Source organism: Granulicella rosea (genome assembly GCF_900188085.1).
Taxonomy (GTDB): domain Bacteria; phylum Acidobacteriota; class Terriglobia; order Terriglobales; family Acidobacteriaceae; genus Edaphobacter; species Edaphobacter rosea.
The window spans coordinates 331,434-343,505 of record NZ_FZOU01000003.1 but is presented as its reverse complement, the minus strand read 5'-3'; the positions used below and the strand labels follow the sequence as shown (position 1 = coordinate 343,505).

At 63.7% G+C, this 12,072-nt stretch carries 9 protein-coding genes; 5 read left to right on the top strand and 4 right to left on the bottom strand.

The annotated features are described in order from the left end of the window. The first annotated feature begins 33 nt into the window (after positions 1-33). From CHB87_RS10830 to CHB87_RS10820, 3 genes are read left to right on the top strand one after another with little or no spacing between them, the layout of a single operon-like run. A complete protein-coding gene (locus tag CHB87_RS10830) occupies positions 34-1,074 on the top strand; it encodes an NAD-dependent epimerase/dehydratase family protein (RefSeq protein WP_089408442.1) in 1,041 nt (346 codons plus the stop codon). A 2-nt stretch (positions 1,075-1,076) separates the two neighbouring features. Beyond that, positions 1,077-1,607 carry a GtrA family protein gene (locus CHB87_RS10825; RefSeq protein ID WP_089408441.1) on the top strand — a complete coding sequence of 177 codons (531 nt, stop codon included), beginning with the start codon at positions 1,077-1,079 and terminating at the stop codon, positions 1,605-1,607. Between the two features lie 36 nt (positions 1,608-1,643). Then, on the top strand, positions 1,644-2,603 hold the full coding sequence (locus CHB87_RS10820) for a glycosyltransferase family 2 protein (protein ID WP_089408440.1): 960 nt from the start codon (positions 1,644-1,646) through the stop codon (positions 2,601-2,603). A gap of 262 nt (positions 2,604-2,865) precedes the next feature. On the opposite strand, the gene rfbH is transcribed toward CHB87_RS10820, so the two are convergent. Continuing rightward, positions 2,866-4,215: a lipopolysaccharide biosynthesis protein RfbH gene (gene rfbH / locus CHB87_RS10815; RefSeq protein WP_089408439.1), complete on the bottom strand. Its 1,350-nt coding sequence runs from the start codon at positions 4,213-4,215 to the stop codon at positions 2,866-2,868. Positions 4,216-4,349: 134 nt separating this feature from the next. On the opposite strand from rfbH, the gene glgX reads away from it, so the two are divergent. Next, complete coding sequence (glgX, locus tag CHB87_RS10810) at positions 4,350-6,476, top strand: glycogen debranching protein GlgX (protein WP_089408438.1); 2,127 nt, start codon at positions 4,350-4,352, stop codon at positions 6,474-6,476. 136 nt (positions 6,477-6,612) lie between these two features. Continuing rightward, positions 6,613-8,376 (top strand): S1 RNA-binding domain-containing protein, encoded by a 1,764-nt coding sequence (locus CHB87_RS10805; RefSeq protein ID WP_089408437.1) that lies wholly within the window; start codon positions 6,613-6,615, stop codon positions 8,374-8,376. Between the two features lie 82 nt (positions 8,377-8,458). Here CHB87_RS10805 and CHB87_RS10800 read toward each other — a convergent pair whose 3' ends face one another. From CHB87_RS10800 to CHB87_RS10790, 3 genes are all read right to left on the bottom strand, one after another. After that, the gene (locus CHB87_RS10800; protein ID WP_142988304.1) at positions 8,459-8,722 is read right to left on the bottom strand and encodes a hypothetical protein; all 264 of its coding nucleotides are present in this window, start codon (positions 8,720-8,722) and stop codon (positions 8,459-8,461) included. A gap of 54 nt (positions 8,723-8,776) precedes the next feature. Next, positions 8,777-9,283, bottom strand: coding sequence for a hypothetical protein (locus CHB87_RS10795; protein WP_089408435.1), 507 nt, complete (start codon positions 9,281-9,283; stop codon positions 8,777-8,779). Positions 9,284-9,406: 123 nt separating this feature from the next. Next, entirely contained in the window at positions 9,407-12,004 is a 2,598-nt protein-coding gene (locus CHB87_RS10790) for an ABC transporter permease (RefSeq protein WP_089408434.1), read from the bottom strand. Between the last annotated feature and the right edge of the window lie 68 nt (positions 12,005-12,072).

The window sequence follows — 12,072 nt, the reverse complement described above, 5'->3', positions numbered from 1 at the left end:
CCGTCGCTCGGGCTTGCGGTTAGACTACGAAGGATGCCGCCACTCCCCCAGGAAGACCTCGACCTGATCCTCCGCGAGACCGCCCCGCTGTGGGACGAGCTGCGCAGCCAGCGCATCTTCCTCACCGGCGGCACGGGCTTCTTCGGCTGCTGGCTGGTCGAGAGCTTCCTCCACATCAACCGCGCGCTGCGTTTGAACGCCAGCATCACCGTGCTGACGCGTGGGCCGGAGGCCTTTGCGCGCAAGTGTCCGCATCTGGTCCTCGACACGGCGCTAACGCTGGTCAAGGGCGACGTCCGCACCTTCGATCCGCCCATCGGCAGCTACGCCTACGTCATCCACGCGGCGACCGCGGCCTCCGCCGCGCAGCTCGCCGAGGAGCCACTGGCGATGCTCTCGACGATCCTCGACGGCACTGCCCGAGTGCTCGAATTCGCCGCCACGCACGGCGCTCGCAAGCTGCTGCTCACCAGCTCCGGCGCGGTCTATGGGCGCCAGCCCGCCGGCCTCAGCCACATCGGCGAGGACTACACCGGCGCGCCCAACCCGCTCGATCCGGCCAGCGTCTACGCCGAGGGCAAGCGCACCTCCGAGCTGATGTGCGCGCTCCTGGCCAGCTCCGTTCCTGTCGAGATCAAGATCGCACGCTGCTTCGCCTTCGTCGGCCCGCACCTGCCGCTCGACACGCACTTCGCCATCGGCAACTTCATCGCCGACGCGCTCGCCGGCCGGCCTATCCGCATCGCCGGCGACGGCACGCCCGCGCGCTCGTACCTCTATGCCGCCGACCTCGCCATCTGGCTCTGGACGATGCTCTTGCGCGCGCCGTCGCTCGAGGCCTTCAACGTCGGCTCGGAGGAGGCGCTCAGCATCCGCGACCTCGCCCGCTCGGTCGCCCAGATCCTGAATCCGGCCACCGAGATTCACGTCGCACGCGCGCCCGGCGCCGGCCCGCAACATCGTTACATCCCGTCCACCCAAAAGGCGCAAACGAAACTAAACTTGAAACAACACGTCCCCTTCGAAGAGGCCATACGCCGAACGGCGGAGTGGCACAGCGCGCAGGAAAGATAACCATGAGCACATTGAACCAACCGATTCCCGAGCAACAGGTCGAACCCAACGCCACCGGCCCTTTCGGCAGCATGCGCCGCCTCATGCCCAAGGGCGAGGTCGTTCGCTTCCTCGCCGTCGGCGTCTTCAACACCGTCTTCGCCCTCGGTTGCTACATGGTGCTGGTCACGGTCTACGGACACCTGTTGCCGCACAAGTGGATTCTCGCCGTGCCGGATCTCGCCTCCATCTCGGCCAAGCCCATCGGCATCACCGTGGCCTTCTTTTGTTACAAATTCATCGTCTTCCGCACCAAGGGCAACTACCTGCGGGAGTGGCTGCGCTGCTTCGCGGTCTACGGCGTCGGCATGATCCCGGAGTTGATTGCGCTGCCCCTGATCACCAAGGGCCTGCTGCACTTTCAGATGTTGGGCCTGCAGCATCTGCTGCACCTTCCTCGACACCCGGCGCCGTATCTTGCAGGTCTCATCGTCTCCGTTCTGACCGCTATACTGAGCTACCTGGGGCATAAGAAGTTCTCTTTTAAAACCTAGCCTTTATCTCATCGACTACCCTGCAAAGGGGGCAGCTTGAACAGCCGCAGACCCGACAGCAAGCTCAGCATCGTCACCGCCTGCTACAACGAAGAGGCCAACGTCGAGCTTCTCTACAGCCGCGTCCGCGCGGTCATGGAGACGATGCCCTACGCCTACGAGCACATCTTCATCGACAATAGCTCGGCCGACGCAACCGTCTCCATCCTCAAGCGCATCGCGGCCGTCGACGCCAACGTCCGCATCATCGTCAACGCGCGCAACTTCGGCCACATCCGATCGCCCATCCACGCGCTCTTCCAGGCTACGGGCGACGCCGTCATCTCCATCGTCGCCGACCTGCAGGACCCGCCCGAGCTCATCCCGACGCTGGTCCGCAACTGGGAAGAGGGAGCCTTCATGGTGCTCTGCATCAAGCGCGCCAGCGAAGAGAACTCGCTCGTCTTCTGGCTGCGCAAGCAATATTACAAGGTCGCGGAGCGGCTTTCGAGCATCGAGACCTTCCAGAACTTTACCGGCTTCGGACTCTACGACCGTCGCGTCATGGACATCGTCAAATCCTTCGGCGACCCCTACCCCTACTTTCGAGGCATGATCGCCGAGGTCGGCCTGCCCTTCGTCAAGATCCCGTACGACCAGCCCAGTCGCAAGTTCGGCATCACGAAGAATAACTGGTACACGCTCTACGATCTCGGCATGCTTGGCATCATCAACCACTCCCGCGTACCGCTGCGGCTGGCCGTCTTCGCAGGATTCATCGGCGCGGCAGGCTCGTTTTCGATCGCGATGATCTACCTGGTGCTGAAGCTCGTCTTCTGGAATACCTTCAGCTTCGGACTGGCGCCCATGCTCATCGGCGTCTTCTTTATCGCCAGCCTGCAGTTAGTCTTTCTCGGAATACTTGGGGAATATGTCGGCGCTATTTATACGCAGGTGCAAAAACGGCCTTATGTTGCGGAGCTGGAACGGGTCAACTTTGAAGATATCAAGGCTTAACACCGATCGTCACGGATAGCAGCGACTCAAGACGAAACGGATCATCGCTGCATACCTTAGGCCCACCGATGATACTTGTCATCCTGAGCATAGCGAAGGATCTGCTTTTCCGTTCTTGCCGTGCTCGTCTTTCGCTTCGAGCTATAGCAGAAACAAGCAACGACAAAAGCCAAAGCAGATCCTTCACTGCGTTCAGGATGACAAGCGTTGTGATCGAGTACTTGATCCATAAAGACAATTCGCTCTAAGTTTTTATTTGTACTTATCTTTTCATCGGTGCTATCGGCGTTAGGCCTTGCGGATTAGCGACAAACTCAGTCGCACAAGCCGCAATATAATCCAGCATCTCCTCCGTGAGTCCCGGAAAGACTCCCAGCCAGAAGACCCGGTCCATCACATAATCGGTATTCTTCATGTCGCCGATCACGCGGCATGCGATGCCCTGGTAAGCCGGTTGCCGCAACAGGTTTCCAGCAAACATCAACCGTGTAGCGATCTTCTTCCCATCGAAGAAGCGCGTCAGTTGATCGCGTGTGAACGGCGCGTCCTCTCTCACCGCGATGGGAAATCCGAACCAGCTTGGCTCCGAGTCTTCGCCGGCCACGGGGAGAACGAGCACGTGGGACAGCGGCTCCAGCGCATTTTTCAAGTAAGTGAAGTTAGCCTTGCGCTTCGCAATAAACTCGGGCAACTTAGCGATCTGACTTAAACCCAGCGCGGCCTGCATGTCGGTCGCCTTCAGGTTGTAGCCGATGTGCGAGTAAGTGTACTTATGGTCGTATCCGCAGGGTAGTTCGCCTAATTGCCAGTCGAAGCGCTTGCCGCAGGTGTTATCCACGCCAGGCTCGCACCAGCAATCGCGGCCCCAGTCGCGGAAGCTGTCGATCAGCACCTGCAGCGCGGGCTTGTCCGTCAGCACCGCGCCTCCCTCGCCCATGGTGATGTGATGCGCGGGATAAAAACTCACCGTCGCGATATCGCCAAAGGTTCCGACCTTCTGGCCTTTATACGTCGAGCCCAGCGCATCGCAGCAATCTTCGATGAGCCACAGGTTGTATCTCTTACAAAAATCCGTAATCGCGCCCAGGTTGAAAACATTGCCCAAAGTGTGCGCGATCATCACCGCCTTCACCTTCGGGCTATAAGCCGCCTCGAGCTGCGTCACGTCGATTTCGAAGGTGGGCAGCGTCACATCGAGAAACACCGGGACGAGCCGGTTCTGAATGATCGGGTTCACCGTCGTCGGAAAGCCCGCCGCGACGGTGATGACCTCGTCGCCTGGCCGTAGCGCGCGCTCGCCCAGCTTCGGCGAGGTCAGCGCGCTCAGCGCCACGAGGTTCGCCGACGAACCCGAGTTCACGAGACTCGCCGAGCGCACCCCGAAGAACGCGGCCAGCTTCTTCTCGAAGATCTTCGACCAGCGTCCGGTCGTAAACCAGCCGTCGAGGCCGGCCTCCACCACCGCGCACAGGTCGTCCGGGCCGATCACCTTGCCCGACACCGGCACCGCCGACCGCCCCGCCTCGAAGACGCGCTCCGGAAACGCCTCCGCGTGGTACGCCGCTGTCAGCTCCAGAATCTGCCGCCGAATCTGCTCCGCTCTTTCGGTCATCGTCCTTCCAGAGTACAGCCGCCCGCAAGACATACATCACAAAGCCAAAAAATCCCCAGGCCGCTTCCCTGCATCTACATTAGTTGTCACGCCTCGCGCGTAAAATCGATCCGCTTCATGCCTGGAGGCAGCCTTTGTCCCGCACCGTACTTCCCGGCCGTCCCTACCCCCTTGGAGCCAAGTGCAACTCCAGGGGGACGAACTTCGCCCTCTACTCCGAGTTTGCCACCGGCGTCCAGGTCTGTTTCTTCGACGAACAGGGCAACCAGACCGACGCCGTCGACCTGACCGAGCGCACCGCCTTCGTCTGGCACGGCTTCGTCAACGGCGTGCCCCCCGGCCAGCGCTATGGGTACCGCGTCGACGGGCCCTGGGATCCCGCCAACGGCCACCGCTTCAACAAGGCCAAGCTGCTTGTCGACCCCTACGCCGAGGCCATCGAAGGCCGCGTCGACTGGGGCAAGCCCATCTTTCCCTACAGCCTCGCCTCCGGCGACGACATGGTGCGCTGCGACGAGGACTCCGCCGCCGGCGTGCCCAAATCCATCATCGTCAAACACGACTTCGACTGGTCCGGCGACTGCCCGCCCGAGACGCCGCTTGCGGACTCGGTCATCTACGAGGTCCACGTCAAGGGCTACTCCATGCGCAACCCGCGCGTGCCCGAGCATCAGCGCGGCACGTACGCCGGACTCGCACACCCGGAGAGCATCAAGTACCTGAAGAAGCTCGGCATCACCGCGGTCGAGCTGCTGCCCGTCCACCACTTCGTCAACGACGGCCACCTGGCCGAGCAGGGCCTGAACAACTACTGGGGCTACAACACGCTGGGCTTCTTCGCGCCGCACGCCCGCTACAGCTCGGTCGGCGAGGCAGGCGGGCAGGTGAACGAGTTCAAGCAGATGGTCAAGGATCTGCACGCGGCCGGCATCGAGGTCATCCTCGACGTCGTCTACAACCACACCTGCGAGGGCAACGAGCGCGGCCCCACGCTCTCGTTCAAAGGCATCGATAACACCACCTACTACCGCACCGTCACCGGCAACCCCCGCTTCTACATGGACTACACCGGCACCGGCAACACGCTGAACGTCTACAACCCGCAGGTGCTCAAGCTGCTGATGGACTCGCTGCGCTACTGGGTGACCGAGATGCATGTCGACGGCTTCCGCTTCGACCTCGCCGCCACGCTCGCGCGCCAGTTGCACGATGTCTCGAAGCTCTCTTCCTTCTTCGACACCATCCACCAGGACCCGACGCTTGCCGACGTAAAACTTATTGCCGAACCGTGGGACGTCGGCGAGGGCGGCTATCAGGTCGGTCAGTTCCCCGTCCTCTGGGCAGAGTGGAACGGCAAGTACCGCGACACCGTACGCAAGTTCTGGAAGGGCGACGCCGGTCAGCTTTCGGACTTCGCGTACCGGCTTACCGGCTCTTCGGACCTTTACCAGTACGACGGCCGCAAGCCCTACGCGAGCATCAACTTCGTCACCGCGCACGATGGATTCACCCTGTGCGACCTCGTCAGCTACGACCACAAGCACAACGAGGCCAACGGCGAGAACAACCAGGACGGCACGGACAATAACGACTCCTGGAACATGGGCGCCGAAGGCCCGACCGACGACCCCGCCATCAACGAACTGCGCGAGCGCCAGACCCGCAACTTCCTCGCCACGCTGATGCTCTCGCAGGGCGTGCCGATGCTCTCGGGCGGCGACGAGGTGGCGCGCTCGCAGATGGGAAACAACAATACCTACTGCCAGGACAACGAACTCAACTGGTACGACTGGAATCTGGATGCGCCGCGCAAACGCCTGATGGAGTTTACCGGCAAGCTCATCCAGTTGCGCCGCGCCCACCCCAACCTGCACCGTCGCAAGTTCTTCCAGGACCGCACCATCCGCGGCTCCATCGTGCGCGACATCGCATGGTGCAACACGAACGGCGACGAGTTTCAGGAGGGCAACTGGAACGCCGAGTGGAACCGCTCGCTCGGCCTGATGCTGAACGGCAAGACCCTGAACGCCAGCGACGACGACGGCAACCCGCTCATCGACGACTCGTTCCTGATCCTCATCAACTCCTGGCACGAGGGCGTGGAGTTCACCCTGCCCGAACCGCCCGACGGCACACCCTGGCGGCACATCATGAACACCGCCAACATCGAAGACCCCTTCGCCGAAGCGCCGCTCGACAAGAAGATCATCGTCGGCGGCCGGTCGCTGGTGCTGTTGAGCGACGGTACGCAGACGGGCTAGGGCCGGAGCGGTTGCCGTTGCTTTTTTGCCTTTGTCGTTGATTTTCCTGTTTCGCCCTGCACGAAGTGGCGCCGCTTCTCGTCCTTTGGCGTCGGAGCCTCTACCAACTCGATTCTCCTTATGCAAGAATCAATAGGTGGATACCCCGACGCCGAACGCCCCCGAAGAACTCCTGCCCGAGACTGAAACCACCGAATCCTTTGCCGACCTGCTGCGCGAGAACGACCTCGCGCGCGCCAGCGCTGTCGACCGCTCCGGCGGCAACAAACAGATCGACGCCACCGTCGTCGCCGTCACCGCCGACGCCGTCTACCTCGACATCGGCTACAAGACCGAGGGCGTGCTGCCCCTGACCGCCTTCGCCGCGACCGAAAAGGCCGTCGAGCCGGGCGACAAGGTGCGCGTCACGGTCAAGGGCGGCATCGAGGACGGTTACTACCAGCTCACCCGCCAGCGCGTCGCGACGCCCAAGGACTACAGCTCGCTCGAAGAGGCCTTCGCGGCCAAGGGAACTGTCCTCGGCACCGTCACCGGCGTCGTCAAGGGCGGCCTGACGGTCGACATCGGCATGCGCGCCTTTCTGCCTGCCTCCCGCACCGGCACGCGCGATACGGCGGAGCTTGAAAAGCTCGTCGGCCAGGAGATTCGCGTCCGTATCACCTCGCTCGACCTGGACGACACCGGCGCGGGCAAGAACGACGCCGTCGTCGACCGCCGGTCTGTCCTGGAAGAGGAGGCGAAGGCCGCTGGCGACCTTCGGTTTGCAGAGCTGGCCGAGGGACAGATCGTCTCCGGCACCGTCCGCTCGCTCACCGACTTCGGCGCCTTCGTGGACCTGGGCGGCGCGGACGCCCTGCTGCACATCTCGGACATCGCCTGGAATCGCATCGCGAATCCGGCCGACGTTCTCTCCGTCGGCGACCAGCTCGAAGTCAAGATTCTCAAGATCGACAGCGCGAACCCGGAGAAGCGGCGCATCGCCGTCGGCCTGAAGCAGTTGCAGCCACACCCGTGGGAGACCGTCTCCGAGCGCTTCCAGCTCGGCCAGAAGGTCTCGGGCACGGTCACGCGCGACGCCGACTTCGGCGCCTTCGTCGAGCTTGCGCCCGGCATCGAAGGCCTCATCCACATCTCCGAGATGGCCTGGGGCAAGAAGGTTCGCAAGCCGTCGGACATCGTCAAGGTCGGCGACACGGTCGAGGCCATCATCCTCGGCATCGACCTCGACGCGAAGCGCATCTCGCTCGGCCTGAAGCAGGCGCTGGGCGACCCGTGGGCTGAGATGGTCAAGACCGTCGGCGTCGGCTCGGTCGTCGAAGGAACCATCTCCAGCATGACCAAGTTCGGCGCCTTCCTCGAAGTCGCCGAGGGCATTCAGTGCATGATCCACATCTCGGAGATCACCGCCGAGAAGCGCCTCAACCACCCCTCGGACGTGCTGCGCGTCGGCGAAAAGGTGAAGGCCCAGGTGCTCGAGATCGACAAGGAACGCCGCCAGATGCGCCTTTCGATCAAGCAGCTCATCCCCACCGGCCACGATGAGTTCATCGCGGAGCACAAGGTCGGCGATCTGGTCACGGGACGCATCATCGACATCGACGCCGCAGCCAACACGGCTCGCGTCGAACTCGGCGAAGGCATCCTGGCGCCCTGCGCCCTGCCCGCTACCGCAGCGCCCGCAGCCGAAGCCGCACCCGCCGCAGGCCCGGTCGACTTCTCCGCGCTCGGCTCGCTCTTCGCCAATAAGTGGAAGACCGACGTCAGCGCCAAGCCCGCCAAGGCCAAGGCGCCAACCAAACCGGCAGCCAGCAGCGACGCCCCCTACCCCGGCCAGATCCGCAGCTTCAAGCTGGTCGAACTCGAAGCCGAAGGCAAGAAGATCAGACTCGAACTGGCGTAAAAGCCGCCGCAACCAAAGCCCACGTTCACCTCGCGCTTCCGCTCGGTGAACGTGGGCTTTTGTCTGCGCATCTGTTTGGGCGCTAGGCCCACATCGAGATCGGCTCGCCGCTCTCTTCTCCCTCAACCGCCGCGGCTTTGGCGTGCTGCCGGCGCGAATGTTGATCGGGGGCGCCCTCGTTCCCCCCCGATACCCGGAACTCATCCTCTTCCAGCAAGACCGGCTGGCCGAGCAGCTTGCGCCGCACCTCGGCTGCGCGTTGCGCGTTGGCGGCTTTTTCCGCGGCCAGCGCGGAGTAGAGACTCAACTGATTCGCGTTCATTGGCGCGATGTGATGACCGTGCATAAACACCTCCAAGGGGGCCCGGGAGTAAGCTGCCAGCTCAAGCAACAGGTTCGTTCACGCCGTGCCCGAGCTGGCCGAGGTAGCCACCGGAGAGACGCCAGTGGCCTGCAGATTCAGCAAAAGGGTCGCCAGATAATCGGACAACGAGGTGAGATCAGTGCTCGTGCTGTCCGAACTCGTACCGCTGCCCGTCGAAGTTGTGGAGCTGGCCGACGACAAGCTGGCGGTGTCGGCGACCGTGTGATTCGCCGCCTTCGCCGTCGCCGCCGCGCTTTCGAGCGTGCTCAGAAAGCTCTCCACATCCTTCTGCGCCGCGCCGATATCGTTCGAGCCGAGGTCTTTGGTCAATGCCGTCAACAGCTTCCCCAACGGACTGCTCGCGTCCGAAGTTCCGCTCGCCGCGCTCGTGCCCAGATCCTTGGTCAGCGTCGTCAGGTCCTTCTGCGCAGCAGTCGTATCGCCGGCCGAGATGTCGAGTATGAGCTGAGCGAGATCCTTTGCCGCCGTCTGCTGATTGACCGCCTGCGTCGACGCGCCGAAGGTGGTTGCAAGTGAAGCCAATGCGCTGATCGCTGAACCCATCGTGATCCCCCATGCACGGCGCTGCGCCGTGCGCTCTGGGCACCAAAGTTGCAATCGACGCGCCAAACGAAAATATCGCCGACTTAGAGTTCTCTCACCCGGTTACTCCTCGCGCAGAACCTCGAGCGGCTTCTGACCCAGGATGCGGTGGCTCGCCAGCCATCCCGTACCAACCGTCAACACCGCCGTCAACAGCAGGCCGGCGAAGCTGAGTCCCCACTCCACCCCGTCCGGCACCGAGAGCGATTTGAGCAGGAAGTGGACAATCACGTCCGCGAAGAAGATGCCCACCACGCCCGCGACCAGCCCTAGCACCGCGAACTCGATCGAAAACACCGTGGCGATCCGGGTCCGCGTCGCGCCCAGCGTCTTCAGCACCACCACCTCTCGCATGCGGCGGTAGCGCGTGCCCGCGATGCTCGACGCCAGGATGACCACGCCCGCGAAGATCGAGAACGCCGCCAGAAACTGCACCACGTAGATGATCTGGATCACGACCGAACGGATCGTCTCGAGCGCCTGCGCGACATTGATGACGGTCACGGTGGGGTAGGCGGCGTAGAGCGCGCGCTGCAGCAGCGCGACCTTCGCCGGATCGGCATGGACGCCGCCGTACCAGACCACCGGCAGCCCGGCCAGCGTCTTCTCCGGCAGGTAGAACTCCGCGCGGCTGAACGCATGCTGGCCGTCGGACTTCGTAATCGCCGCCACCGTCGCGGTGAACTCGCGATCCTGCGCCGCGAAGCTGACGGTCGAGCCGACGTGTAACCCCAGCCGCTCGGCCGGGCGCTCCGCCACCGCGACCAGCGGATGCGCGGCGCCGTCGGCGGCCTGCGCGTCCGTCCACCAAGCGCCCTTCGCGATCGTCGTGCCCGGAGGCGGCGCGGCGGCCCAGGTCAGTTGCACCGTCTGCAGCATGCGTTTGGGGAAGTTCTTCAGCTTCAGCTCGCTCGCCGGCACGCCGTCCACCGCCGCGATCCGCGAGGTCGCCACCGGCAGCAGCTCCGGCGGCGCCGTGATCTCGGGCGAGGCCGCGAGCAGCTTTCGCATCCCGTCGATCTCGTCGTGCGCAATGTCGACCAGGAAGACATTCGGCAGGTTCGGCCGCGACGTAATCGCAAGCGACGTAACGACCGCATGCTGCATCAGGAAGACCATCATGATCTGCATCACGCCCATGCCCAGCGCGGCCAGCAGCGCCGCCGAGGGATTGCCCGGCCGATATAGATTCGCCAACCCATGCCGCACCGCCGACGGCAGATGCAGCCGCGTACGCGAGAGAAAGAATCGCAGCGTCCGCAGCACGACGAACGACGCGGCCAGCAATACGCCCAGCACTCCGGCCAGCCCGACGGCAAACCACTTGCCGACGACGGGCGAGTCCGACACCCGCAGCGCGATCAACGTAAGCCCCAGCAGGATGAATGCGAACGCCACGATCTGCGCGATACTGTCCCAGATCTTTTTCGCGAGCCCGGCAAGGAACGGACCATCCTCTTCGTCCATCGCGCGACGCAGAATCAGGATCGGCCGTACGTCGCGGATGTCGAGCAGCGGCGGCAGCGTGAAGAGCAGCGTCGTCAGAATGCCCGCGCCCAGACCCGCCGCGATCGCGCGCGGATCGATGTGCAGGTCGGGCGCCACGTTGATCAGGTTCTTCAGCAGGTACGGAAACGCCATCTGCACGCCCACGCCCATCACCACGCCGATCAGCCCGCCAAGCGTGCCCAGCAGCAGCGTCTGCAGCAGGTAGATCTTCACGATCTGGCCGGACTGCGCGCCCAGCGACTTCATGATCGCGATCGTATCCAGCCGCTGCGCCAGGTGCGCCCGCATCGCCATCGCGACGCCCACCGCGCCCAGCACCAGCGCGACCAGCGACATCAGCGAGAGCAGACTCGTCGCCTGGTCCAGCCCCTGCGTCAGCGCCGGGTTGGTCTCGCGATAGTCGATCACCTGCGCCTCCGGCAGCAGCGCCACCAGCCGCGTCTTCAACTCAGCCACGGCGTCGTCCGAGATGGGCGAACCGTTCTTCGGCGCGGGCACCTTGAACAGATAGCGCTCGGTCGCATGATTACCCGGCGCCAGCAGCCCCGTGCTCTCGAGCGCCGTCCGCGACATCAGCACGCGCGGACCCGCGGCGAAGCTGCCCGAGAGCCGGTCCGGCTCGTTGGTCACCACCGACGCAATGCGAAAGCTCGTGTTGCCGATCCTGATCTGATCGCCGCGCTGCAGCTTCAGCCGCACCAGCAGGTCGTCCGCCACGGCGACGTTATCGCCTTGAAGCACGTCGGTCAGCTTCGCCGCCGGCTCCAGATCGACCTCGCCATAGAACGGATACTTCGCCGCATCGACGGCCTTCACCGACACCAGCAGCGGATCCATCGTCTTGACCGCGGAGGCCATCGAGAGCTGCTCGGTCACGAGCGTCACCTCGACGCCTTCAGCCTGAATAGCGGCGAGCCCCTTCGCCTCCTCAGGCGTCGGTTCGCCCTGCATGCGCGCCGAAAGATCGGCCGCCATGATCGACCGCGCGCGCGTCAGCAGCGTCCCGCGAAAGGACGACGAGAAGCCCCGCACGCCGGTCAGCGCAGCCACGCCGATAGCCACCGAGAGGATGACGAAGAAGAACTTGCCCCGCGAAGAACGCATCTCGCGGGCGGCAATCCGGGCGGCGGTTCGATACGAAAGACTGGCCATGCATCTCGCTTTATAGTTGCCGTTGCTCTTGAGTTTGTCGTTGCCCTTTTGTTTGTCATTCCCGCAGG

Coding starts and splice junctions, on each gene's coding strand:
- CHB87_RS10830 (WP_089408442.1), top strand. CDS start 34: ATGCCGCCACTCCCCCAGGAAGACCTCGACCTGATCCTCCGCGAGACC.
- CHB87_RS10800 (WP_142988304.1), bottom strand. CDS start 8,722: ATGCACGGTCATCACATCGCGCCAATGAACGCGAATCAGTTGAGTCTC.
- CHB87_RS10825 (WP_089408441.1), top strand. CDS start 1,077: ATGAGCACATTGAACCAACCGATTCCCGAGCAACAGGTCGAACCCAAC.
- rfbH (WP_089408439.1), bottom strand. CDS start 4,215: ATGACCGAAAGAGCGGAGCAGATTCGGCGGCAGATTCTGGAGCTGACA.
- CHB87_RS10790 (WP_089408434.1), bottom strand. CDS start 12,004: ATGGCCAGTCTTTCGTATCGAACCGCCGCCCGGATTGCCGCCCGCGAG.